We start from the raw sequence: 23,385 nt of genomic DNA on the forward strand, positions 1-23,385 counted from the left end.
CTAAGGAAGTGGTACCCATGGCTGCGATCAGTCGTGCGCTCATAACGGGTGTTTGTGTGATCTCCCTGGCGGCGTGTTCGTCCTCCGGCGACGGCGGCGAGGAGCCGGCCGCCACCGGTGGGCCGCTGAGGATCGGCGCGATCCTGCCGCACACCGCCTATGCCGGTGCCGGAGAGGCGCTGGTCAGCGCCGTCGACGTGGCGATCGACGACATCAACGCGGCGGGCGGCGTGCTCGGCGCCAAGGCCGAGCTCAAGCAGGCCGACTCGACCGACAACAACGACACCGCGAGCCAGGCGGTGGACAGCCTGGTCACCTGGGGCGCGGACGTGGTGATCGGCGCGTACGGGTCGGGCATGAGCGGCGCGATTGTCGGCAAGATCACCGAGTCCGGCGCGCTGCAGGTGTCGGGGTCGAACACCTCGTCGTCGCTGACCGGGATCAACCCGCTCTACTTCCGGACCGCGCCGACCGACGCGCTCGAGGCGGCCAAGCTGGCCGACCTGGTGGTGCAGGACGGTCACGCGACGGCGGCGATCATCGCGCAGAACGACGCGTGGGGCCAGGCGTTCCAGGAGTCGATGGTCTCGTCGTTCGAGGCAGCGGGCGTGGAGATCGTGGCGCAGCAGCAGTTCAACACGACCGACACGGACTACAGCGCGCAGATCGACGCGGTGGTGGCGGCCAAGCCGGAGTCGGTGGTGCTGCTGTCGTACGCGTCGTACTCGGGCAGCATGATCGAGTCGCTGGTGGGGACCCACGGGTTCACCGCGAAGAACCTGTATCTGTCGAACTCGACGCTCGGCAAGTACACGATCAAGCCGTCGCTGCTCACCGGCCTCCGGGGCTTCCTCGCCGGACCGGACCCGGCGGTCGAGGCCGAGTTCGAGAAGAAGCTGCTCGCGAAGAACGCGAACCTCAAGTCCTTCGCGTACGCGGCGTCGACCTATGACGCCGTGGTCGTCAGCGCGCTGGCCGCCACCGCCGCCAAGTCGGCCGACGGCAAGGCGATCGGCGCCAAGATGAGCGCGGTCTCCGGCGCCACCGAGGGCGCGACCAAGTGCAAGACCTATCAGGAGTGCGCCGACCTGCTCAAGCAGGACAAGGCCATCGACTACGACGGCCTCAGCGGCGGGCTGAAGTTCGCCACCAACAACGACGTGACCGAGACGGAATACCAGCTCTACGTCTACGACAGTGCCGGCACGTACGCGGTGGCGAAGTGACGCCTGGTAAAACCCGGCTGACGGCCGTGCTGGCCCTGGCGTGCGCACTCCTCGTGCCCGCCGGGCCGGCACTGGCCTTCCAAGCGGACGAGTGGGGCTTCCGTGGCCTGCTCCGGGACGGCGCCAAACAGCCGGTCAGCGGGGCGGTCGTGGAGGTCCGCGACGACGGCGACGACGTCGTCGGCACCGACACCACCGATGCCAAGGGCCGGTGGGAGGTCATCCCGGTCGACGGGCCCGGCACGTACACGATCAGCATCGACACCTCGGACGCCACCGGGCACTTCGCCGGTGACACGTTCGAGGTGGACAAGGAGCTGGTGGAATCGCCGAGCACCCTGCCGGTGCTCAACGTCGTGATCTCCACGACCGAGAGCACCCAGCAGGTCGCGAGCTTCGGTGACCGGTTCGCCCAGCGCGCGGTCTCCGGCTTCAACCTGGGACTGCTGATCGCCATCGCGGCGATCGGGCTCTCCCTGGTCTTCGGCACGTCCCGGTTCACGAACTTCGCGCACGGCGAGAACGTCACGTTCGGTGGGCTGATGGGCTTCGTCCTCGCGTACCTCGCGGGGCTGCCGCTGCTGGTCGCGGCCGGGATCGCCACCGTGCTCGGCGCCGCCTTCGGGTACGCCCAGGACGTCACGCTCTGGCGCCCGCTGCGCCGCCGCGGCGTCTCCCTGGTGACCCTGATGATCGCCAGCATCGGCATCAGCCTGGCGATCCGCAGCCTCTACCAGTTCTTCTTCGGCAACGCCGCGCGCGGCATGACCGCGGAGTCGTGGGGCACCGTGACGCTCGGGCCGGTCGTGCTGCCGGCCACCAGCTACGCGAGCATGGGCATCAGCGTCGTGGTGCTGGTCGCGATCGGGATCTGGCTCAAGTACGGCCGGATCGGCAAGGCCACCCGCGCGATCTCCAACAACTCCGCGCTCGCCGCCACCAGCGGCGTCGACGTCGACCGGGTCACCCGCATCGTCTGGACGCTGTCCGGCGCGCTCGCCGCGCTCTCCGGTGTCCTGCTCGGCGTCTTCAACCAGGTCTCCTTCGACATGGGCTTCAACCTGCTGCTGCTCATGTTCGCCGGGGTCATCCTGGGCGGCCTCGGCACGGCGTTCGGCACCCTTGCCGGCTCGATCGTCGTCGGCGTGTGCACCGAGATCCTGGTGCTCTGGATCCCGGCCGACATGAAGTACGTCGGGGGTCTCGCCGTCCTGGTCGCCGTCCTGCTGGTGCGGCCGCAGGGCATCTTCGGCCGTCGTGAGCGGATCGGTTAGGACATGGACATCCTCTGGAACTCCCTGCGGGAGATCATCACACCGACGACCGCGGCCTACGCGCTCGCGGCGATCGGGCTCAACGTCCACTTCGGCTTCACCGGGCTGCTCAACTTCGGCCAGGCCGGGTTCGTGGCGGTCGGCGCGTACGGGTTCGCGATCTCGGTGATGACGTTCGGCCTCTCGGCGCCACTGGCCGTCGCGGTGACCCTGGTGCTGGCCGTGCTCTACGCGCTGCTGCTCGGCATTCCGACACTGCGACTGCGGGCGGACTACCTGGCGATCGTGACCATCGCGTCCGCCGAGATCATCCGGTTCGCGCTCAACTCCAGCGCCTTCGCGTCGTGGACGGGCGGGGCGAACGGGCTCTACAACGAGTACTCGGGGTGGTTGAAGGGCTCCAACCCGTACCCCTCAGGGGTCTTGACCTTGGGCCCGTGGACCTTCACCAGCAACGATCTGTGGATCGCGACGGTCGACTGGCTGGTCGTGGCGCTGGTCGCGGGCCTGGTGTATCTGCTGGTCAGCAGCCCGTGGGGCCGGGTGCTCAAGGGCATCCGGGAGGACGAGCACGCGATGCTCAGCCTCGGCAAGAACGTCAACCTCTACAAGTTGCAGGCCCTGGTGATCGGCGGTGCGATCGGCGCGCTGGCCGGCATCCTGTACGTCCAGCCGACCTCGGTGCAGCCGTTCGACTTCGGCAGCCGGATGACGTTCAACATGTACACGATGCTGATCCTCGGCGGCGCCGCCACGGTCTTCGGCCCGATCCTCGGCTCGATGATCTTCTGGGTGGTCATGCGCTTCACCGACGAGCTGGTGACCGTCGGCGTGGAGGCCGGCCTGTTCGACAACGTGACCCAGGGCAGCCAGCTGCGGTTCGTGCTGGTCGGCGTGGCGCTGGTGCTGCTCGTCGTGTTCCGCCCGCAGGGCATCCTCGGAAACCGGACGGAGTTGTCGTTCGATGCCAAATGATCCGATTCTGGTGGCGGACGGGGTGCACCGGCACTTCGCCGGCGTGACCGCCGTCGACGTCGAGCACCTCGCCGTCGAGCGCGGGAAGATCACCGCGTTGATCGGGCCCAACGGTGCGGGGAAGACGACGTTCTTCAACCTGCTGACCGGGTTCGACCGGCCTCAGGCGGGGTCGTGGAGCTTCGACGGCAGGCCGGTCGCCGGGCTGGCGCCCTATCGGGTGGCGCGGTTGGGGATGGTGCGTACCTTCCAGCTCACCAAGGTGCTCGGCCGGTTGACGGTGCTGGAGAACATGCTGCTGGGCTCGTCGCGGCAGAGCGGTGAGAAGCTCTCGTACGCAATCCTGCCGTTGATCTGGAAAAGCCGGGACAGAAGCGATGTCGCGCGGGCGATGGAGATCCTGGGCCGTTTCAAGCTCGACGCCAAGGCGGCGGACTACGCGGCCAGCCTCTCCGGAGGGCAGCGCAAGCTGCTCGAGATGGCGCGGGCGATCATGAGCGAGCCCACGATGGTCATGCTCGACGAGCCGATGGCGGGCGTGAACCCGGCGCTCACCCAGTCGCTGCTGCATCACATCAAGGACCTCAAGGAGCAGGGCATGACCGTGCTCTTCGTCGAGCACGACATGCACATGGTCCGCAACGTCGCGGACCGTGTCGTGGTGATGGCCGAAGGAAAGATCATCGCCTCCGGTGCGCCGGACGAGGTGCTGTCGTCCACCGCCGTCGTCGACGCCTACCTCGGCGCTCACCACGACACCGACCTGCGCAAGCTCATTCAGGAGATGGACTCGTGACCGTCGAAGTCAAAGACCTGGTCGGTGGCTATCTGCCCGGCGTGAACATCCTGAACGGATGCGATCTGAACGCCTCGTCCGGTGAGCTCGTCGGGATCGTCGGTCCCAACGGCGCGGGCAAGTCCACGCTGCTCAAGGCCATCTTCGGGATGGTCCGGATCCGCGGCGGCCAGGTCCTGCTCAACGGCGAGGACGTCACCGGGCTGCGCGCCGACAAACTGGTCGCGCGCGGCGTCGGTTTCGTGCCGCAGACGAACAACGTCTTCACCGACCTCACGATCCGGGAGAACCTGGAGATCGGCATCTTCCAGCGGCCGAAGGAGTTCGCGGCACGACTGGAAGCGGTATGCGCCCTGTTCCCGGACCTCACCGGGCGGCTCAGGCAGAAGGCCGGCGCCCTGTCCGGCGGTCAGCGGCAGACCCTGGCCATGGGCCGGGCGCTGATGACCGGGCCGTCGGTGCTGCTGCTCGACGAGCCGTCCGCGGGACTCTCCCCGCAGCGCCAGGACGAGGTCTTCCTCCACGCGCACCGGATCAAGAAGTCCGGCGTCGCGGTGATCATGGTGGAGCAGAACGCGCGGCGCTGCCTGCAGATCTGCGATCGCGCGTACGTGCTCGACCAGGGGCGCAACGCGCACACCGGCACCGGTGCGGAACTCCTGCACGACCCGAAGGTGATCGAGCTGTATCTCGGCACCCTCGCCCAGAACTCGGAGGAATGACAGACATGGACGCCGTGACGACGGTGCCGGCACCGGTCAACGAGCCGGTCCGCTCTTATGCGCCCGGCTCACCGGAGCGCCAGTCCCTGGAGAAGAAGCTGGCCGAACTCGCCGGTTCGCCCGCCGAACTGACCATGGCGATCGGCGGGGAGCGGCGGATGGGCGGGGGTGACGAGACGCGCGTGGTCCAGCCGCACAACCACGCACACGTCCTGGGCGTGACCCGCAACGCCACCCACGCCGACGCCCGGGCGGCGGTCGACGCCACCGCCGCGGCCGCCGCCGGGTGGCGTGAGCTGCCGTTCGAGGAGCGGGCCGCGATCTTCCTGAAGGCGGCCGAACTGGCGGCCGGGCCCTACCGGGACGTCCTGAACGCGGCCACGATGCTCGGGCAGTCGAAGACCGTGCAGCAGGCCGAGATCGACGCGGCCTGCGAACTGGTCGACTTCCTGCGGTTCAACGTGTCGTTCGCCCGCCGGATCCTCGCCTCGCAGCCGGAGTCGTCGCCGGGGGTGTGGAACCGGCTCGACCATCGGCCTCTCGAGGGCTTCGTCTACGCGATCACACCGTTCAATTTCACGGCGATCGCGGCGAATCTGCCGTCGGCTCCGGCATTGATGGGTAACACGGTCATCTGGAAGCCGTCGGTCACCCAGCAGTTCGCGGCGCATCACACGATGGCGCTGTTCGCCGCGGCGGGACTTCCGGCCGGGGTGATCAACATGGTCACCGGGGACGGGCTCGCCGTTTCCGACGTGGCGCTGACCCATCCGGATCTGGCGGGCATCCATTTCACCGGGTCCACCGGGACGTTCCAGAAACTGTGGGCGACGGTGGGTGCGAACATCGCGTCCTACCGTTCGTATCCGCGCCTGGTGGGGGAGACCGGCGGTAAGGACTTCGTTCTCGCGCATCCCTCGGCGTGCGTTTCCTCCCTGGTGACCGCCCTGGTCAGGGGCGCCTTCGAATATCAGGGGCAGAAGTGCTCGGCGGCCTCGCGCGCGTACATTCCGCGGTCGTTGTGGGAGGGCGGTGTGCGGGACCGGCTCGTGGCGGCGGCCGAGTCGCTCTCCTACGGCGATGTCACGGATCCGGCGCAATTCGGCGGGGCGGTCATCGACGGCCGGGCCTTCGCCCGGCACGCCGCGGCGCTCGCGCGCGCGGACGCGACGGATTCATGCCACATTCTCGCCGGCGGCACGTGCGACGACAGCGTGGGTTATTTCGTACGGCCGACGGTCATCGAATGCACTGATCCGTACGACGAGGTGTTCACCACGGAGTACTTCGGCCCCATCCTGGCCGTGTACGTCTACGACTCCCTCGATTCCGTCTTCGAGCTGGTGGACCGAGCCAGCCCGTACGCGCTGACCGGCGCGATATTCGCTCAGGACCGGGCGGCTCTCGTGGCGGCCGGGGACCGGCTGCGGTTCACGGCCGGGAACCTGTACCTCAACGACAAGCCGACCGGCGCGGTGGTGGGGCAGCAGCCGTTCGGTGGTGGCCGCGGGTCGGGCACCAACGACAAGGCGGGCTCCTGGCACAACCTGGTGCGGTGGACGTCGCCGCGGACGGTGAAGGAGACGTTCGTGCCGCCGGTGGCGTTCTAATTCCTCTCGGTCTAGTTCCTCTCGGCGTCGAGCAGGCCGTCCAAGCCGGAGACATCCGCGTCCCGGACGTCCTGCTCGACGATCCGCACCTCCTCGGCCAGGACCTCGGCGGCGACCTCGGCCACGTGGGCCTCCTGCCGGACGCTCGCCGTCTCCGTCACCATCTGCCGGTACTCCTCGCGCGCGGCCCGGACGAACTGGTCGTCGTCCGGCTCGGCCGGATCGCCCTCCCCGCCGGTGTGCTGCCAGATGCCGTTGAGCTGGGCGACAGTGATCTCACCGCGGCGGTACGCGTCCAGCGCCGCCCGCTGCACGAGCCGCTGCGACTCGTCCACAGCGGCGGTCCTGGCCTGCCAGCGGGCCTGGAGATAGCGCTTCTCGGCCTCGTCCCTCCGCCCCACGGTCTGGTCGGCCCGGTCACGTGCCTCGTCGGCGACGGTGGCGGCGCGCTCGGCGGCGGCTCGGACCGCTTCCGCGTCGGCAGCGATCTCCGCAGCCGTGTCCTCGGGTGCCTCTCTCGGCGCGCTGGTGCTGCCTTTCCAGGTCGCGACCACCGCTGCTCCGCCGTACGCCGCGGCCGCCAGCACCGCGAACACCAGGACCCAGCTCGTCCAGCCCGGCACCGTCACGCCTCCCCTGCTCGATCAACATCGATTCCCGACCGTAGGGTGATCGGCTCCGGCGGCGCCACTCGGGGGTGCTGTGCTATCCGTCATCGCTATCCGATAGCGTGTGCCACCGCTTGCGGCACGCTGGCGTGTCTCAACGTCTGTGTCATACGGGCGTGATAGAAAGCTCCGTCCGGTACGTCAGGGTCGAGAGGGAGCCGCCAGTGCCGATCGAGGGTGCCGTCCGATCCGGCAGCAGCGTGGTCGTCTACCTGTCGGTGAGCCTGCGCGCCCGGCTCCGTGCCCGGGCCGCGACGACCGGCCGGTCACACACCCAGCTGGTCTTCGACGCGCTCAACGCCACCCACGACCGGCTCGCCGCGCTGGCCCACGACGGTGCGGCGGCGGCGCCCGCCGACGGGATCTTCGTGGCGCAGCGCACCGGCCGCCGGCAGCACAGCGAGGACCAGGTGCAGGTCTCGATCCGGCCCAACCAGGCGAACCTCGCCGTCATCGACGACCTCGCCGCACGGCACACCGCCGGCAACCGCTCCGCGTTGATCGCGATCGCGCTCGACGAGTTCCTCCCGCCCGTCACGAAAGGCGTTTCCGCGTGAAGCAGTTCAACGATCTGATCGCGGACTTCTGGCGCGACTATGCGGCGCTGGTGCTGCTCGGCGCCGGCCTGGTCGGCGTGCTCGCGCTGATCAGCCTCGGCGTCTGGGCCAAGCGGTCCCGCAAACCGCTGCGCCCGATCGCCCTGGCCGTCAGCATGAACCTGGCGCTGCTGCTCAACGCCGAGGGCATGTGGGTCATCGCCATCGACCAGCTCAAGCTCCCGCCGGTCTTCGCGGTGCTGGTCTTCGCGGTGTTCGAGATCTGCTTCCTCACGGCCACGTCCCTCGCCGCCGAGCAGTATCGGCGGACCACGACGTACGGGCCGGACGGCGAGATCGTCACGCCCGGCCACCCCGGGTCGATGCTCTACATCGCCGCCCTCATCGCGGCCGTCTCCGGCATCATCGTGGCCAGCAACGCGGTCACCGGCACGGAGAAACTGCTGCGCCTCGCCGTGCCCTGCGTGATCTTCCTGATGTGGTGGGCGGCGCTGACCGCCGCCGGCCAGCGCATCCGCCGGGGCCGGTTCGCCTACAGCCCCCGTCGCCTGGCTGAGCGATGGGGATGGCTGATCCCGGACGACGACCCCGATCTGGTACGCATGGCGTCCGACCGCCAGGTCCGCCGCATGATCGTGAACCACCACCGGGTCAGCGCGGGCCGCTGGCCGAGGCCGTGGTGGCGGTCGCGGTTGTTGAAGGACGCCCGGACCGCGGGGGAGCCGGTGGTCGCGGACGTGATCCAGCAGGTGGCCCGGATCCAGCGGGTGATGGATCTCCTCGTGCCGGGTGGCGCGGGGATGCCGACGATCGACCGTGACCGGCTGGCCGCTGCCATGGCGCCTCCGGCTGTTGCTCCGCCGGTGCCCGTCGCGGTTCCTGAGGAGGTGCCGGTGCCGGTGCCGGTGCCTGACGCTGTCGCTGTCCAGCCTGTGGCGCCCGCGCCGGCGCCTGTACAGCCGGTCCAGTTCGTGCCGCCGGTGCAGCGCCCGGCGGTGGTCGTCGATCCGCCGGCTGCCCCGGAACCCGTCGTGGTGGCGGTGGAGGTGCCGGCGCAGCGGCGGCCCGTGGCGGAGCCGGAGTTGCCGGCCGCCCCGGTCACCGAGTTCGTCGCCCGTGCCGTTCCCGGCGCTCCCGCTCCTCCGAACGGCACTGCGGTGACGGCGCCGGTTGCGGGAGTCGCTGTGCCCGCACCTGTCGCTGTCCACCCTGTGGTGCCCGTGCCCGTGCCCGTGCCCGTGCCCGCGCCTGTCGCTGTGCCCTCGACTGTCGCTGTGCCCGCGCCGGAGCTGGAGGACGCACCGGTTTCGGCTGTGCCGGTCTCGCCGGCGGTGCCCGCGTGGGCGTCGACCGGGACAGGCGCGCGACCGGCCGTCACGATCGTCGGTTCGCCGTGGTGGCGGCTCGCGGTGGAGCGGCTCGCCCGGCTCGTCGCGGCCGAGATCAGCCCGGAGGACCTGCCCGCCATGACCTACCTGCGTGTCACCGAACTCGCGCGCGCCCTCGCGCCCCGCGTCTCGGAACTGGGCGAGGGGGTCGTGCGGGCGTTCGTCAACGACTACGTGCGAGAGCTCAACGGCGAGCATGTGGAATCGGCGTACCCGTGGCGCGACCTCCTGCCCGAGCCCGCCACCGCCCCGGCCCACTCCTCGGCCTGGATGACCGCCCTCGAGGAGCTGCGCGACGCCCTGGTCGAGGAACTCGGCCACGGCGAACCCCGCGACGCCCGCGAGCTGGCGGAACTCCTCGCCCCGAGTGCCCCCCGCCTGGACGACGTGACGATCCACGGCTTCATCACGGACTATCTGCTGGCGCTCGGCGGCCAGAGCAACTCGGGCAGCTCCGAGCCGTGGCAGCATCTGCTTCCCCGGCCGCAGGCGGGGCGGGGCCCCACGGACGAGGAGGTACTGGAGGTCTACGGCGACCTCCTCGACGAACACCTCCGCACGACGGGCCGGCTGAGCCGTTACCGGGTGCAGTCCGTCACCGGCGTCAAGAGCAAGATCCAGGCCGACCGCATCAAGGCCGCCGTGGAGGACCGGGCGGCGCGTTCGGCGTCTGCCGCCCACTGACCTGCCCGGTTACGCGCGTGTGGTGATCGAGCCGTCGCGGGAGCCGCGGACGGCCCGGTTACGCGCGTGTGGTGATCCAGACGTCGCGGGAGCTGCGGACGGTCAGGTCCGGACGGTGTTCGAGGGCGTCGGGGCCGGTGGCGGTGAGCAGTTCGTGGAGGGCTGCCTGGTCGGCGGGGGAGAGACGGTCGGCCAGCGTGACGGTGAAGCGCTGGAGGATGGCGCGGGCGTAACGCAGGGCCAGTGGCGGGAGCGGCGCGGCGATCTCCACGTCCAGGGTGCGTTCCTCCTGGACGGTGAATCCGGCGGCCTTCAGCAGGGTGGGCCAGGGAGCGCCCATGTGCGGCAGGTGTTCGTTGCGGGCCTGTTCGCTCAGGGTGTGACAGCGGACCTCCGCGCCCGCGCCGAAGCTGTCGGGCAGGAAGCGGGGCATGTGTTCCATCTCCAGCATCACGAACAGGCCGGCCGGGCTCAGCGTGGCGTGGATGTCGCGCAGCACTCGGCCGGGCTCGGCCATGTGGTGCATGGCGGACGACGCCCAGACCAGGTCGGCCCGGTCGAGTGCCGGCCACGCCTCGTCGAGATCGGCACGCAGCGGCCGGACGCGGCCGGCGAGGCCGAGGCGGCCCGCGGACTCGGTCAGGTGCGCGAGCATCTCGTCGGAGGTGTCGACGGCCGTGACCGTCGCCTCCGGGAAGCGGCGCAGGAGGGCGAAGGTGCCGGCCCCGGTGCCGCTGCCGACGTCGACGATGTGCCGGACCGGGTGCGCGGCGAGCGCGGCCACGCGGGCGGTCAGGTCGGCCGTCTGTTCGCGGGCAACCTCCGCGTCGAGGTCGAGGATCTCGGAGAGCCCCTGACTCGAGCCGTGCTGGTGAGGGGCGTGGATGTGACCGTGGGGGTGGGCGTGTTCGTGAGCCATGCCTCGACTGTAGGCATCCTTTGCGCCCAGCGCATACTATCTTGCGTATGACGCAAGACGCCGAGATCGACGCCCTCGTCCGGGCCCGGATCAGAGGGCTCCGGATCGCCAAGGGCTGGTCGCTCGACGAGCTCGCGGCGAGGTGTTATCTCAGTCCGTCCACGCTGAGCCGGATCGAGACGGGGCATCGGCGGATCGGGCTGGATCAGCTGACCGCTATCGCGCGGGCGCTCGGGGCCAGCATCGATCAGCTGGTGGAGGAGGCCGGGGACGAGGTGGTGATCAAGCCGCACCATCAGCCGGAGCGGGGGATCACCACCTGGGTCCTGAGTCATGACCCGGGGCAGCAGGGGATGACCGTCGCGCGGCTGCGGATCACTCAGCCGGCGTCGCGGGACCCCGGCGCGCTCAAGGTGCATCCCGGGCGGGACTGGTTCACCGTGCTCTCCGGGACCGTCGAGCTGGTCCTGGGTGACCGGCTGGTCGTCGTCGACGCCGGGCAGGCGGCGGCGTTCAGCACGATGGTGCCGCACACCTTCGGGGCGCGCGGCGGGCCGGCCGAGGTGATCGCCATCCTCGATCACGACGGCGAGCGGATGCATCTGGACGCCTAGAAGGCGCAGCTCTCCCGCCAGATGATGCTGGCCTCCGCGGGCTCGGCCCGCGGCCCGTCGTCGTCGCCCAGCGCGAGTGCCATCGCCCGCTCGCCCATCGCCACCAGGGGCAGTTTGACCGTGGTCAGCGACGGGGTGACGTCGCGGGCGATGGGCATGTCGTCGAAACCGGTCACCGACACGTCCTCGGGAACCCGCACCCCGCGCTCGCGCAGCGTGGCCAGCGCGCCGACGGCCATCGAGTCGTTGAGCGCGATCAGCGCGGTGATCGCCGGATCGGCGTCGATCAGCGAGGCGGCGGCCGCGGCACCGCCGTCGCGGGTGAAGTCGGTGTAGAGGATGCGGGCGGGCGGAAGCTCGACACCACAGTCCTCGGCGGCGCGGCGGAAACCGGTCAGGCGGTCGGTGGTCGTGGTGAGGCGGCGCGGGCCCGCGACGATCGCGACGCGGCTGTGGCCGAGGCCGAAGATACGCAGGCCCAGCGCGTGTGCGCCGTCCTCGTTCGCCGGCAGGACCGCGCTGCCGACCAGCCGGTGCCGGCCGATCACCGCGACCCGGCCCCCGGCCTGCTGGTACGCGCCCAGCTCGGCGTTGAGCCGCTCGGTGAAAGCGTCGTCGTGGTAGCCGGAGCCGGCCAGGATCAGCGCGTGCACCTGCTGGGCGCGCAGCAGAGCGACGTACGCGAGCTCGCGCTCCGGCTCCCGGTAGCTGTTGCAGATCACCAGGAGCCGGTCGTGTGCGCCCGCCTGGCGTTGCAGCCCGCGGGTGATCTCCGCGAAGTACGGGTCGGACACGTCGTGAACGATCACGCCGACCGCCGACTTGCGCGGCCGGGCCACGTGCTGGGCGTGCGCGTTCGGCACGTAGTGCAACTGCGCGACCGCGGCCAGGACCCGCTCACGCAGATCGTCGTTCACCCGCTTGGAACTGTCGTTGATGACGCGGGAGACAGTTGCCGGGGAGACCCCGGCGAGCCGGGCCACATCTGCCAGAGTGACCGCCATCGGCACAGCATAGAGAGTTTCAGCCGCGGCCGATCAAGGCGAGGGTGTCGACGACCCGGTTGGCGAAGCCCCACTCGTTGTCGTACCACGCGACGACCTTGACGAGACGGCCCTGCACGCTCGTCAGCAGCGAGTCGAAGATCGAGGACGCCGGGTTTCCGGTGATGTCGCTGGAGACCAGCGGGTCGGTGGAGAACTCGAGGATTCCGCGCAGCGGCCCGGCCGCGGCCGCCTCGAACGCGCTGTTCACCTCCTCGACCGTGACGTCACGGTTGACCAGGGCGTTCAGTTCGACGAGCGAGCCGACCGGGACGGGCACGCGGACCGAGTACCCACGGAGCCGGCCGTCGAGCCGCGGCAGCACCTGCCCGATCGCGGTGGCGGCGCCGGTCGTGGTGGGCGCGATGTTGAGCGCGGCGGCCCGGGCGCGCCGCAGGTCCCGGTGCGGCCCGTCCTGCAGGTTCTGCTCCTGGGTGTACGCGTGGATCGTCGTCATCGAACCCTGCTCGATGCCGGCCAGGTCGTCGAGGACCGAGGCGACCGGTGCCAGCCCGTTCGTGGTGCAGGACGCGTTGGAGACGACGTCGTGGCGCTCCGGGTCGTAGTCGCCGTGGTTCAGCCCGTACGCGATCGTGATGTCAGCGCCCTTCGCCGGCGCGCTGACGAGGACCTTGCGTGCGCCGGCGGCAAGGTGTGACCGGGCGTCGGCGGTGAACTTCCCGGTGGCCTCGACGACGACGTCCACCTCTTTCCACGAAATATCCGAAATATCGCGGAAAGAGGTCACCTCGACGCGGCGGCCGCCAACCACCAGGTGATCATCGTAGGCCTCGACAGGATGACCGAAACGGCCCAGCGTGCTGTCGTACCGGAGCAGGTGAGCCAGCGTCGAGGCGGGAGCGAGGTCGTTGACCGCGACGATCTCCAGGTCGGGATTGGCGAGCGACGCCCGGAAGACATTCCGCCCGATACGACCGAAACCGTTGACAGCGATACGAATCGTCATGCCGTAGACGATGCCGGGAACGGCGCCACCCCGGCAGACGGTGGAGCGCCATGTTGCGCAAGCATCCCGCCGCTGAACATCCGCCGGTACTCGCTCGGCGACGTGCCGAGGATCCGCTGGAAATGCAGCCGCAGGTTCGCCCCGGTGCCCAGACCGACCCGCGCCGCCACCTGATCCACACCGAGCACCGTGGACTCCAGCAACTCCCGCGCCAGGTCGACCCGGGCACGCAGCACCCACTGCATCGGCGTGTACCCGGTGTCCTCCACGAACCGCCGCCCGAACGTCCGGGCCGACACACGGGCGTGCCGGGCCAGGCTCTCGACGGTCAGCGGCTCGTCGAGGTGCCGCAGCGCCCACTCCCGGGTCGCCGCGAAGACGTCGCCGAGCGGTTCCGGGATCGTCCGGGGCACGTACTGCGACTGCCCGCCACTGCGGTACGGCGCCGCGACCAGCACCCGGGCCACCGTGTTGGACGCCTGCACCCCGAAGTCGCGGCGGATGATGTGCAGGCACAGGTCGATGCCGGCCGCCACGCCCGCCGACGTCAGCACCTGGCCCTCGTCGACGAACAGCACGCCGCCGTCGACCTTCACCTTCGGGTACTCACGGGCCAGCGCGGGAGCCATCTGCCAGTGCGTCGTGGCCCGGATGCCGTCCAGGATCCCGATCGCGGCCAGAGCGAACGCACCGGTGCAGATCGACACCATCCGCGCGCCGCGGAACGCCGCGTCGCTCAGCGCCTCGGAGACGCGCGGGTCGCGCGGGCGCAGCGGGTCCTTGAAGCCGGGGACGATCACGGTGTCCGCCGCGGCCACCGCCTCGAGGCCGGCGTCGACGACGAAACCGAGGCCGTCCCGGCCGGCCACCGGGCCCGCCCGCAACGAACAGTGCGTCAGTTCGTAGGCAAGCCCGTGTCGCGGGGCGAAGATCTGGGCGGTGATCCCGACGTCGAGCGGTGCGGCGCCGTCGAGGACGAGGACAGCGATGCGATGCATGTGATCCATGCTGCCGGTTCACGTCGCGAGCCGGAACTGGCGGTCCCGCCACTGTTCGCAAGAATCCCGCCAGTGAGGAGGACCTACCTGCACGCCAGAGGGGACGTGTAGGTTGTGACGGGCGCGTATTGACGACGCGATTGCCGCGCGGCGCGGAAAGGACGGCCGGCGATGAGGGACGAACGTAGCCGCTCGGCGGGGCGGCCGACGCTCGAGGAGGTCGCGGCCCGGGCCGGGGTCGGCCGCGGCACGGTGTCGCGCGTCGTCAACGGTTCCGCCCAGGTGAGCCCGAAGGCTCGGCAGGCGGTCCAGGACGCTATCGAAGCGCTTGGCTATGTGCCCAACCGGGCCGCCCGCGCGCTGGTCACTCAGCGAACCGATTCGATTGCGCTCGTCGTCTTCGAGTCGGGGGAGCGGTTCTTCGCCGAGCCGTTCTTCGGCCGGATCGTGCAGTCGGTGTCGTCGGTGCTGGTCGCGCGCAACCTGCAGATGGTGCTGATGATCGCTCAGGCGCCGGAGGAGCGACGCCAGCTCGAAGGCTATCTCACTCGCCAGCACGTCGACGGCGCGCTGCTGCTCTCGCTGCACGGCGACGACCCGTTGCCGGCGCAGTTGGAGGAGCGCGGCGTGCCGACCGTGCGGGTGGGCCGGCCGGTGCACCCGGAGCCGGTGAGCTTCGTCGACGCCGACAACCGCGGTGGTGCCCGCGCCGCCGTCTCCTATCTCAAGGACCAGGGCCGCCGCTGCATCGCGACGATCACCGGCCCCCTCGACATGGCCGCCGGTATCGCTCGTTACGACGGCTATCGCGACGTGGTCGGTGAGGGCCCGGCCGCGCGCGGTGACTTCGGCGAGCTGAGCGGCGCGACCGCGATGGAGTGGCTCCTGGGGCAGTACCCGCAGATCGACGCCGTGTTCGCCGCCTCCGACATGATGGCGGCGGGTGCGCTGCGCGTGCTGCGGCGGGCCGGTCGCCGGGTGCCGCAGGACGTCGCGGTGATCGGTTTCGACGACTCCGGCATCGCCCGGCACACCGATCCGCCGCTGACCAGCGTCTATCAGCCGATCGAGCAGATGGGCCAGGAGATGGTCCGCCTGCTGCTCGCCAAACTGGACGGCGACGAGCCGGTCGATCACGAGACCGTGCTGCCTACCCGCCTGATCCTTCGCGGGTCGGCCTGAGAGCCTTTTATCGTACGGAAAATGGCATTTCCCCTGCATCGCACCGCGGCCTGACCGCGGCACCGGGCCGTGCCGCGCCCGCCGGGCGGAAATCGGTGGTCAGGCGCCCGACGCGTCCTTGAGATCGACCAGTCGCGCCTGCAGGACGTTCGACTGGTCCTCGGTGAGCGCGCCCTCGACGAGCCGCTGGCGCACCTTGCTGCTCAGCAGGTCGACCTGATCGCTGATGTCGACGTTGCCGGCCTGCATCTGGCGCAGCAGGTTCATGAAGTCCAGGGCCACGTCCGGCCGGATCTCGCCCTGCTGCTCGCCGCGTTCGACGGCGGCGCGAACCCGGCTCAGCGCGGCGTCCACGGTCAGCGTCGCCCCCGGTGTGGCCGGCACTGTGGACTCGATCCGGGGCGCCGGCGGTGACGGGGCCGCGACGCTGGGCTCCGGCGTCGTGGTGGACGGCGTGCCGGCCGGCGGCTGAGCGAGCTCGCCGTTCTTGTCCGGCGAGTTGACCGTGTTCACCAGCAGCAGGAACGCGGCGATCGTCAGGACCAGCGCCGCCGCGACACCGACACGGCGGGCCAGGACCGAGCCGTCCCGCCCGGCCGCCGGGATGACCTTGGCCAGCCCGGTCGGCGGTGGCTCGGGCAGCGGGATGGTGCTGCGCGCCGGCGCGGACGGGATCAGGCGGGACAGCGCGCGGCGGGCCTCGGCGGCGGAGGGCCGACGGTACGGATTGTCCTCCAGGCAGCGGCCGATCAGGTCACGCAGGCGCGCGGGCAGCCCGTCGGGGAGCCGCGACGGGCCGGTGGCCTGCGCCGCGGCCAGCTCCTCCCAGGTGTCCACACTGTAGGGCGGCTGGCCGGAGACCATCTCGAACAGGAGCACGCCCAGCCCGTACAGATCGGTGGCGGGCTCGGCGGGCTTGCCGTCGAGGCGTTCCGGTGCCGCGTAGGCCGGGGTGCCGAACGTCGCGCCGGTGTCGTCGTCGTCGGGCTCGCCGGCCGCCGCGCTGATCCCGAAGTCGAGCAGCTTGACGCCGCCGGGGCAGAGCATGACGTTGCCCGGCTTGATGTCGCGGTGCACCACTCCCGCGGCGTGCGCGGCGGCGAGCGCCTCGGCGACCGCGGTGCCGATCGAGACGGCCTCACCCCACGGCATCGGGCCGTCGACCAGCCGGGCCGCGACGGTCTCGCCGGCCAGCAGCTCCATCACCACGAAGGGCGCGACCGACCCGTCCGGGCGGACCGCCTCGCGGTAGTCGTGCACGGCGGCGATCCCGGGGTGGGAGAGGCGCGCGGCCAGCCTGGCCTCGCGCCACGCCAGGTGGGCCGCTCTGGTGTCGCCGGCCGGCAGCTTGACCGCGACAGGGCGGTCCAGCAACTCGTCCACCGCCCGCCAGACCTGCGCCATGCCGCCTGTCTCGATCAACGTGACAAGGCGGTACCGCGAGGCCAGGAGGACACCCGGTGCCGGCCAAACATCGTGCATCCCAGGACATTCACCCAGTCCGCCGGGCATGTCAACTCTTGCGCGGTGGCGGCTCGGCACAACTACCGGGAACGCGGGCTCAACGGGCGGGTAATCGTCGTTATCCGTGAAAAGCGGCGCAACCCATCCGCAACCGGGAGCGCAACCGGCTTGATCCTCACCCGGCCAACCATGGGTGCATCCCCCGAGGTTGTAGTTGAGGAGCTCTTTTCATGCGCATGCGCCGCACCGCCGCCGCCGTTGCCATGGCAGCGGTCGTCACCGTCTCCACCGCCATCACCGGAGTGAGCGCGTACGCGTCGTCGACGCCCGGCTCTGTCTCGGTGACCAGTGCTGTCTCGGTGGCCAAGAAGAAACCGGAGGCCCCCGCGCCGAGGAAGAAGGTCACCTTCTCCGCGACCGGCACGGTGACCGCTGTCGACGCGGCCAAGTCGACGGTCACGGTCGCCGCGAAGAGCGGCACCAAGGGCATCAAGGGCACGACCGTCAAGGTCAACGTGCCGGCCGGTGTCCGGATCGTGCTGAACGGCAGGTTCGTCAAGATCGGCGCGCTCGCCGCCGGCGACAAGATCACGGTGACCGGCACCCGGGTCGACACGACCTACACGGCGTCGAAGATCCAGGCCTCCGGCAAGCGGGTCAAGCCCGGCCCGTCCACGTCGCCGACCTCGTCACCCACCGCCTCGCCGACCACCTTGCCGACCACGTCGCCCACCGCGGGGCCGACCGACTCGCCCTCGGCCTCGCCGTCGCAGTCGCCGTCGCAGGAGCCCTCCGAGGGCCCCGAGGACCCCGAGGACGAGCCCACCGCGTCGCCCGAGCCGACCGGTTCCGCCGAGCAGTGACCGGCTCGGTGACCGGCCCGCCCACCGCCATGACAGCCGGGCGGGCCGGTCACCGTGTTTCGACGGTTGTCTCTCAGTCGACGGTCGGCGGCATCAGGCGCGCCGCCTCCTTCAGAGCGGCCGAAGCCGACGTGTACGGGTTGTAGGTGTACGCCCGTGCCGGCGCCCCCGGCACCGTGAAGTAGGACGTCGCCAGCTTCGCCGGGTCCGTGGCGATCTCGCCGCGGGCCACGCTGTCGTTGCCGTCGTCCCAGCCCCACGGCGCGTTCGCCGAGTTGGTGCCGCACGAGAACGTCCCGGTGCCGCAGCCGCCGCTGGTGTCACCGGCGAACGTGCCGAGCCCCGAGAAGAGGCTGCTGGTGTTCCGCTGCGCCCACAGCCCGCCACTGGCGAAGACGTCCACCAGCCGGTACCGGACGTCCCGGTCGTCGGCCCCGCTCGGCGAGTCCGCGGCCGACAGCGACGGGTAGTAGACGATCCCGTCCCCGTTGATGGCGTACTGCGGGTACGCCTTGAGCCCGTGCCCCTTGGCCTCCTGCGCGGTCACCGGGTGCTGGAACGCGTCGTGCGGCGACGACTGGAGCTGCAAGGTCCCGTCGATCGTCTCGGCGCCGTTCTTCCAGGTGCTGCCGGCCGGCGCGTACGAGTAGAAGTCGCTGTGCGCCACCGTCACCGCGCCCCGCAACACCCCGTAGTCCGAGCCGTCCCGCTCCACGGCGACGAGCACACCCTCGCCGTCGTTCTCGTGCTCGGTCTCGAAGAACGGGTGGTCCACCCAGTCGCGCGGGTGGAAGAACAGGTACGTCAGGTACCAGTGCGTGGCGGTCTCGGCGATCGACCAGTACGCGTACGCGGACACGTCGGTGCCCGCGTTGTCCCAGTTGTCGCGGCCGTTGAGGTTGCCGTCGAAGTCGTACCGCGTGATCATGTCGGCCTTGCCGCCCAGCGCGTGCGACCCGGTCGCGTCCACGTCCTGGTAGTGCACCGGCGCCCAGCGCAGCGCCAGGTCCGCCCGGCTCACCGCCGCCTGCGCGGCCCCCGGCGCCACCACGACCGCCCCGGCCGCGAGGACGAACGACGCCACCCAGCGACCAGCACCTGATACAGCAGCCATTGATGCCCCTCTGTCCGGCGAATATAAGAGCATCAATATATGGTCCGAGAATGACCTTGGGGGGAAGGCGACATGGCCCTCCCGGAAAGCTAAGACCGAACTTTCCCGCGCCGATCGCTGGCATGGACAGGGAGAGGACGGGAGACAACCATGCCCGCAGCGGTCGCCGATGCCGCCCGCCCGGTAGCGCTCCGGCGCGACCCGGTGCTGGTGGCGCTCGTGGTGGCCGCGTCAGCCCTGTTCGGCTGGTTCGCGCTCGACCTGGCACCGCCGCGCACCCAGCTGGTGCTCTGCTGGCTGATCGCGCCGGTGATGGACGTCCTGCTGTTCTGGATGTGCCGCCAGGTGTCCCGGGCGCCGGGCGTCTCCCGTGAGATGCGCCGCTTCTGGACCGCGTTCTCGCTGGCCGGGCTCACGTTCTGCCTCGGCGACGTCGCGCTGGTCGTCAGCATCCTCGGCGACCCGGCGATCGAGCGGCCCTACACCCATCCGGTGCAGACCGCCGCCGCGCTACTCGGCGTGATCATGGTCTACGTGGTCGGGCTGCTGCACCCGATCGGGATCTGGCAGCGCAGCGAGCGGTTCCGCTTCCTGCTGGACGCGGCGATCGTGAACACCGCCGCGGTGGCGGTCGCGTGGTGCCTGATGACCCGCCCGAACGTGGTCTCGTCCGGCAGCGCCGCCTTCGTGACGGCTCTGGTCGGCTGCGGGGTGATGTTCTGCGCGGTGCTGCTCGCCGTGAAGCTCGCGCTCAGCGCCCACAGCCCGGTCACCGCCGGTGCCGCCGTGCCGCTCGGTGCCGCCCTGGTGCTGCAGGCGGGTGCCAACGCCGTGCTGCCGAGCGGCGCCACCTCGCACACCGGCCTGCTGATGATCCTCGCCATCAGCCCGTGCCTCGTCGTGCTCGCCGCGCCCCGGATCCAGCTGCTGCGCCAGGACGCCCGGGCGCCGCAGCGCGCCACCGCGCGGCGCCGGTACAGCGTGCTGCCGTACGCCGCCACCGTGGTCTGCGCGATCACCCTGGTGACCGCGCTCGTCGCCGGCGGCCTCGGCCTGCCCGCGTGGGGCGCCCTCGTCGCCCTCCTGGCGAACGTCGCCCTGGTGGTGGTCCGCCAGATGCTCGCGCTCGCCGAGAACAACCGCCTGCTGCAGCGCCTGGACGACCGCGAGCAGCGCCTCGAGACGCTGCTGCGGCACGCCTCCGAGATCACCGCGATCTCCCGGCCGGACGGCACGTTCAGCTACGTGAGCCCGGCCGTGGAGAAGGTTCTCGGCATAGCGGTCTCGGCCGCGACGGGCCGGTCGTCCCTGGCGAATCTGCACGATGACGACCGGGTCCGGCTCGCGGACGAGCTGGCCGTGCTGTACTCGACTCCGGGAGCGCAGCTCACCTACGAGGGGCGGTACCGCCGCGCTGACGGCACGTGGCGATGGCTGGAGGTGGTCGCGGTGAACCTCTCCCACGACCCGGGGATCGCCGGCGTCGTGAGCAACGCGCGGGACATCACCGAGTCCCGCGAGCTGCACGAGCGCCTGCGGTTCCAGGCCGGGCACGACGACCTGACCGGGCTGGCCAACCGCCGCCAGTTCACCGCCACCGTGTGCGCGGCGGCCGGCGACGGGACCGGGCAGGCCGCGGTGCTGCTCATCGACCTCGACGGCTTCAAACAGATCAACGACACGTACGGCCACAGCGCCGGCGACGCGATGCTGCGGCACGTGGCCGACCGGCTGCGCGCCTGCACCGGCCCCGGTGACGTGGCGGCCCGGCTCGGCGGTGACGAGTTCGCCGTACTCGCCGGTGACGGTGACCTGGCAGCGGCCGGCCTGATCGCGGAGCGGATCCGGGCCGCTCTCACCGAGCCCGCGCCGGTTGCCGGGCGGATGCTCCCGGTCGGCGCCAGCATCGGCGTCGCCACCGGGCCGGCGAACGACCCCGACCACCTGCTCAACGCCGCGGACCTGCGGATGTACGACGAGAAGCAGCGAGCCAGGGCGGTGCGCTCATGACCGCCCCGCCGCGCCGGTTCGTCATCTCGGCCGGGATCGTCGTGCTGCTCGGCACGCTCTGGTACCTGCTGTGGGTGGCCACCGGCGGCTCGCACATGGGACCGGTGGCGATCGGCTACCTGTTCATGCCGGTCGCCATGGGCATCGGCGGCCTCGCCGTACGCGCGCTGCGCCGTGCCGTGCCGCTGGCGCCCGCCGGGCGCCGGTTCTGGCTGCTCCTGGAAGCCTGCTGCTACCTGTTCTCGTCCGGGTTCACGCTGCTCGCCGTCGACGCGTTCCGCTTCGGCCCGGAGCTGCCGGACATGCCGCCGGCCGGTGCCGTGCTGATCGGCTCCGGCGTGCTGCTGGCGATGTGGGGCGTCATCCAGGTGCCGGTCGGCGTCACCACCTGGTACGAGCGCGGCAAGCAGTGGCTGGACCGGATGATCGCTCTTCTCGGTTGCTCCACCGTGCTGTGGCACTTCGGGATCTCCCCGATGGTCCTGGCACCCGAGCCGTGGACCACCTCGGCTCTCTCCGTCCTGCTGCTCGCCTGCGCGTTCGCCGCCGGGTCGATCACCAAGGTCTCGTACATCGCCGGTGGCCCGGTCGACCGCCGGGCGATGCGCCTGGTCGCCACGACCGGTCTGGCCGCGGCCGCGGTCGCCCTGCTCTCCGTGCTGGGCGGCTACGACGGCATCCTGCCCGGCCAGACGGTCTGCATGCCGGTCTGCGGGCTGCTGATCGCGCTCGGCGCGCGGCGCCAGCAGGCCGCCACCGACGCTCCGAAGCGCAGCGGCAACATCTGGCTGCCGTACCTGGCGGTGCTGGCCGTGGACGTGCCCGTCGCCGACGTGCTGTTCCGCTCCGAGCACTGGGGGCCGGGCCGCTGGGAGGGCCGGCTCGTGGTGCTCGCGGCGGTCGTGGTGACCGCGCTGGTCGCGCTGCGGCAGTTCGTGGTGTTCCGGGAGAACATGCGGCTGCTGCGCGAGCGGAAGGCGTCCGAGGCGCGGCTGCGGCACGAGGCGACCCACGACCCGCTGACCGGGCTGGCCAACCGGGCGCTGTTCAAGGAGCGCCTGGAGACCGCCCTCGGCGAGGGCGAGGCCACCGTGCTGCTGGTCGACCTGGACGACTTCAAGACGGTCAACGACTCGCTCGGGCACGACGTCGGCGACGCGCTGCTCGTGGCGTTCGCCGGTGCGCTGTGCGACGCGGCGGGCGAGGACGGCGAGGTGGCCCGCCTGGCCGGTGACGAGTTCGCCGTCCTGACCGGCACACCGGAGGCGGGGGAGTGCGTCGCCGAACGGATCATGGCGGCCACCGCGCTGCCGATCAGCACCCACCGGCTGCTCGTCCACGTCAGCGCCGGTCTCGCCTCGGCGCTGCCGGGCACGGTGCCGAGCCAGCTGCTGCGCGACGCCGACGCCGCCATGCACGCGGCCAAGCAGCGCGGCAAGGCGAACTGGGTGCGGTACGCCAGCGGCATGGAACAGCCCGCCCAGGCGCACGCCCGGCTCGGCGGTGACCTGCGCCGCGCGCTGGACGCCGGCGAGTTCCGGGTCGTCTACCAGCCGATTGTCGGCCTGGCCGACGGCCGGGTCCTCGGCGCCGAGGCCCTCGTACGCTGGGCGCACCCGGAGCGCGGCCTGGTGTCGCCGGCCGATTTCATCCCGGCCGCCGAGCGCACCGGCCTGATCGTCCCGCTCGGCCGGTACGTACTGCGCGAGACCTGCCGGCAGGCCGCCGAGTGGCTGGCCGAGTTCGGGCCGGACGCGTTCAGCAAGGTCGCGCCGAACGTGTCGGTGCGCCAGCTGCACGACCCCGACTTCGTCGCCGACGTCCGCGCCGCGCTCGCCGACACCGGCCTGCCGCCGGAGCGGCTGGTGCTGGAGCTCACCGAGTCGGCGGTGCTGCGCGGCCAGCAGGTCCTGCGGGTGCTCCACGAGTTGCACGACATGGGCGTACGCCTGGCGCTCGACGACTTCGGCACCGGCGAGTCGTCGCTGAGCCTGCTGCGCTCGTTCCCCGCGGCGATCGTCAAGCTGGACAAGTCGTTCGTCGACGGCATCGAGATCGACGAGCCGGGCACGCCCGCCGCCGACGCCCGGCAGGCGGTGGCCCGCGCGGTCGTCCAGCTCGCCGACGCTCTCGGCCTGGACACCGTGGCCGAGGGCATCGAGAACCAGGAACAGGTGGACCGGCTGCTGCGTCTCGGCTACACCGTCGGCCAGGGCTACCACCTGGGCCGGCCGGGCAGCGCCGCGGACCTGACCGCGCGGCTCGCCGCACAGCGCGCGCCCGCCGCCGCTGCCTGATCGCCCGCGCCGGT

Annotated in this window: 20 protein-coding genes; 13 read left to right on the plus strand and 7 right to left on the minus strand. The window is 71.1% G+C overall.

The features are described 5' to 3' along the window. Nucleotides 1-56: 56 nt before the first annotated feature. From AB0M02_RS12760 to pruA, 6 genes are read left to right on the plus strand one after another with little or no spacing between them, the layout of a single operon-like run. Entirely contained in the window at nt 57-1,226 is a 1,170-nt protein-coding gene (locus AB0M02_RS12760) for an ABC transporter substrate-binding protein (protein WP_364225293.1), read from the plus strand. Next, nucleotides 1,223-2,500, plus strand: coding sequence for a branched-chain amino acid ABC transporter permease (locus AB0M02_RS12765; RefSeq protein WP_364225296.1), 1,278 nt, complete (start codon nt 1,223-1,225; stop codon nt 2,498-2,500). Before AB0M02_RS12760 ends, AB0M02_RS12765 begins: the two co-directional genes overlap by 4 nt. A 3-nt stretch (nt 2,501-2,503) precedes the next feature. Further along, the gene (locus AB0M02_RS12770) at nt 2,504-3,475 is read left to right on the plus strand and encodes a branched-chain amino acid ABC transporter permease (RefSeq protein ID WP_364225299.1); all 972 of its coding nucleotides are present in this window, start codon (nt 2,504-2,506) and stop codon (nt 3,473-3,475) included. Continuing rightward, nucleotides 3,465-4,271, plus strand: coding sequence for an ABC transporter ATP-binding protein (locus tag AB0M02_RS12775; RefSeq protein WP_364225302.1), 807 nt, complete (start codon nt 3,465-3,467; stop codon nt 4,269-4,271). Before AB0M02_RS12770 ends, AB0M02_RS12775 begins: the two co-directional genes overlap by 11 nt. Beyond that, nucleotides 4,268-4,993: an ABC transporter ATP-binding protein gene (locus tag AB0M02_RS12780; protein ID WP_364225305.1), complete on the plus strand. Its 726-nt coding sequence runs from the start codon at nt 4,268-4,270 to the stop codon at nt 4,991-4,993. Before AB0M02_RS12775 ends, AB0M02_RS12780 begins: the two co-directional genes overlap by 4 nt. A gap of 5 nt (nt 4,994-4,998) precedes the next feature. Beyond that, nucleotides 4,999-6,603: an L-glutamate gamma-semialdehyde dehydrogenase gene (gene pruA, locus AB0M02_RS12785; RefSeq protein WP_364225308.1), complete on the plus strand. Its 1,605-nt coding sequence runs from the start codon at nt 4,999-5,001 to the stop codon at nt 6,601-6,603. Nucleotides 6,604-6,614: 11 nt separating this feature from the next. Here pruA and AB0M02_RS12790 read toward each other — a convergent pair whose 3' ends face one another. Continuing rightward, nucleotides 6,615-7,232 carry a hypothetical protein gene (locus AB0M02_RS12790; RefSeq protein ID WP_364225310.1) on the minus strand — a complete coding sequence of 206 codons (618 nt, stop codon included), beginning with the start codon at nt 7,230-7,232 and terminating at the stop codon, nt 6,615-6,617. A 203-nt stretch (nt 7,233-7,435) separates the two neighbouring features. On the opposite strand from AB0M02_RS12790, the gene AB0M02_RS12795 reads away from it, so the two are divergent. Beyond that, entirely contained in the window at nt 7,436-7,828 is a 393-nt protein-coding gene (locus AB0M02_RS12795; RefSeq protein ID WP_364225313.1) for a hypothetical protein, read from the plus strand. After that, entirely contained in the window at nt 7,825-9,900 is a 2,076-nt protein-coding gene (locus AB0M02_RS12800; protein WP_364225315.1) for an MFS transporter, read from the plus strand. Before AB0M02_RS12795 ends, AB0M02_RS12800 begins: the two co-directional genes overlap by 4 nt. 58 nt (nt 9,901-9,958) lie before the next feature. On the opposite strand, the gene AB0M02_RS12805 is transcribed toward AB0M02_RS12800, so the two are convergent. Continuing rightward, nucleotides 9,959-10,819, minus strand: coding sequence for a methyltransferase domain-containing protein (locus AB0M02_RS12805; protein WP_364225318.1), 861 nt, complete (start codon nt 10,817-10,819; stop codon nt 9,959-9,961). A gap of 47 nt (nt 10,820-10,866) precedes the next feature. Between AB0M02_RS12805 and AB0M02_RS12810 the strand changes: the two genes are divergently transcribed. Then, entirely contained in the window at nt 10,867-11,433 is a 567-nt protein-coding gene (locus tag AB0M02_RS12810; protein WP_364225321.1) for an XRE family transcriptional regulator, read from the plus strand. Here the strand turns inward: AB0M02_RS12810 and AB0M02_RS12815 are convergent. From AB0M02_RS12815 to AB0M02_RS12825, 3 genes are read right to left on the minus strand one after another with little or no spacing between them, the layout of a single operon-like run. Continuing rightward, entirely contained in the window at nt 11,430-12,437 is a 1,008-nt protein-coding gene (locus tag AB0M02_RS12815; RefSeq protein WP_364225323.1) for a LacI family DNA-binding transcriptional regulator, read from the minus strand. The two genes, AB0M02_RS12810 and AB0M02_RS12815, sit on opposite strands and share 4 nt — an antisense overlap. Nucleotides 12,438-12,456: 19 nt before the next feature. Then, a complete protein-coding gene (gap, locus tag AB0M02_RS12820) occupies nt 12,457-13,443 on the minus strand; it encodes a type I glyceraldehyde-3-phosphate dehydrogenase (protein WP_364225326.1) in 987 nt (328 codons plus the stop codon). Continuing rightward, nucleotides 13,440-14,441: a DJ-1/PfpI family protein gene (locus AB0M02_RS12825; RefSeq protein ID WP_364225328.1), complete on the minus strand. Its 1,002-nt coding sequence runs from the start codon at nt 14,439-14,441 to the stop codon at nt 13,440-13,442. The genes gap and AB0M02_RS12825 overlap by 4 nt, the downstream gene beginning before the upstream one ends. Nucleotides 14,442-14,612: 171 nt before the next feature. Between AB0M02_RS12825 and AB0M02_RS12830 the strand changes: the two genes are divergently transcribed. Further along, nucleotides 14,613-15,623 (plus strand): LacI family DNA-binding transcriptional regulator, encoded by a 1,011-nt coding sequence (locus AB0M02_RS12830; RefSeq protein WP_364225331.1) that lies wholly within the window; start codon nt 14,613-14,615, stop codon nt 15,621-15,623. Between the two features lie 99 nt (nt 15,624-15,722). Here the strand turns inward: AB0M02_RS12830 and AB0M02_RS12835 are convergent, their stop codons facing one another. After that, on the minus strand, nt 15,723-17,105 hold the full coding sequence (locus AB0M02_RS12835) for a protein kinase (RefSeq protein WP_364225333.1): 1,383 nt from the start codon (nt 17,103-17,105) through the stop codon (nt 15,723-15,725). A gap of 212 nt (nt 17,106-17,317) precedes the next feature. Here AB0M02_RS12835 and AB0M02_RS12840 point away from each other — a divergent pair, with 212 nt between their 5' ends. Continuing rightward, nucleotides 17,318-17,950, plus strand: a complete 633-nt coding sequence (locus AB0M02_RS12840) for a hypothetical protein (protein ID WP_364225335.1) — start codon at nt 17,318-17,320, stop codon at nt 17,948-17,950. Between the two features lie 73 nt (nt 17,951-18,023). Here the strand turns inward: AB0M02_RS12840 and AB0M02_RS12845 are convergent, their stop codons facing one another. Beyond that, a complete protein-coding gene (locus tag AB0M02_RS12845; RefSeq protein ID WP_364225337.1) occupies nt 18,024-19,064 on the minus strand; it encodes a hypothetical protein in 1,041 nt (346 codons plus the stop codon). Nucleotides 19,065-19,214: 150 nt separating this feature from the next. Here AB0M02_RS12845 and AB0M02_RS12850 point away from each other — a divergent pair, with 150 nt between their 5' ends. Continuing rightward, complete coding sequence (locus AB0M02_RS12850; protein ID WP_364225340.1) at nt 19,215-21,074, plus strand: sensor domain-containing diguanylate cyclase; 1,860 nt, start codon at nt 19,215-19,217, stop codon at nt 21,072-21,074. Then, complete coding sequence (locus AB0M02_RS12855; RefSeq protein WP_364225343.1) at nt 21,071-23,371, plus strand: bifunctional diguanylate cyclase/phosphodiesterase; 2,301 nt, start codon at nt 21,071-21,073, stop codon at nt 23,369-23,371. The genes AB0M02_RS12850 and AB0M02_RS12855 overlap by 4 nt, the downstream gene beginning before the upstream one ends. Nucleotides 23,372-23,385 lie beyond the last annotated feature (14 nt).

The sequence above is a fragment of the Actinoplanes sp. NPDC051861 genome, from assembly GCF_040681145.1.
In the GTDB taxonomy this organism is placed as follows: Bacteria; Actinomycetota; Actinomycetes; order Mycobacteriales; family Micromonosporaceae; genus Actinoplanes.

Bases quoted from the DNA above. Each gene is read 5' to 3' on its own strand.
- AB0M02_RS12770 (WP_364225299.1), top strand. From the start codon at position 2,504: ATGGACATCCTCTGGAACTCCCTGCGGGAGATCATCACACCGACGACC.
- AB0M02_RS12775 (WP_364225302.1), top strand. From the start codon at position 3,465: ATGCCAAATGATCCGATTCTGGTGGCGGACGGGGTGCACCGGCACTTC.
- pruA (WP_364225308.1), top strand. From the start codon at position 4,999: ATGGACGCCGTGACGACGGTGCCGGCACCGGTCAACGAGCCGGTCCGC.
- AB0M02_RS12805 (WP_364225318.1), bottom strand. From the start codon at position 10,819: ATGGCTCACGAACACGCCCACCCCCACGGTCACATCCACGCCCCTCAC.
- AB0M02_RS12810 (WP_364225321.1), top strand. From the start codon at position 10,867: ATGACGCAAGACGCCGAGATCGACGCCCTCGTCCGGGCCCGGATCAGA.
- AB0M02_RS12815 (WP_364225323.1), bottom strand. From the start codon at position 12,437: ATGGCGGTCACTCTGGCAGATGTGGCCCGGCTCGCCGGGGTCTCCCCG.
- gap (WP_364225326.1), bottom strand. From the start codon at position 13,443: ATGACGATTCGTATCGCTGTCAACGGTTTCGGTCGTATCGGGCGGAAT.
- AB0M02_RS12825 (WP_364225328.1), bottom strand. From the start codon at position 14,441: ATGCATCGCATCGCTGTCCTCGTCCTCGACGGCGCCGCACCGCTCGAC.
- AB0M02_RS12830 (WP_364225331.1), top strand. From the start codon at position 14,613: ATGAGGGACGAACGTAGCCGCTCGGCGGGGCGGCCGACGCTCGAGGAG.
- AB0M02_RS12835 (WP_364225333.1), bottom strand. From the start codon at position 17,105: ATGCACGATGTTTGGCCGGCACCGGGTGTCCTCCTGGCCTCGCGGTAC.
- AB0M02_RS12840 (WP_364225335.1), top strand. From the start codon at position 17,318: ATGCGCATGCGCCGCACCGCCGCCGCCGTTGCCATGGCAGCGGTCGTC.
- AB0M02_RS12845 (WP_364225337.1), bottom strand. From the start codon at position 19,064: ATGGCTGCTGTATCAGGTGCTGGTCGCTGGGTGGCGTCGTTCGTCCTC.
- AB0M02_RS12850 (WP_364225340.1), top strand. From the start codon at position 19,215: ATGCCCGCAGCGGTCGCCGATGCCGCCCGCCCGGTAGCGCTCCGGCGC.
- AB0M02_RS12855 (WP_364225343.1), top strand. From the start codon at position 21,071: ATGACCGCCCCGCCGCGCCGGTTCGTCATCTCGGCCGGGATCGTCGTG.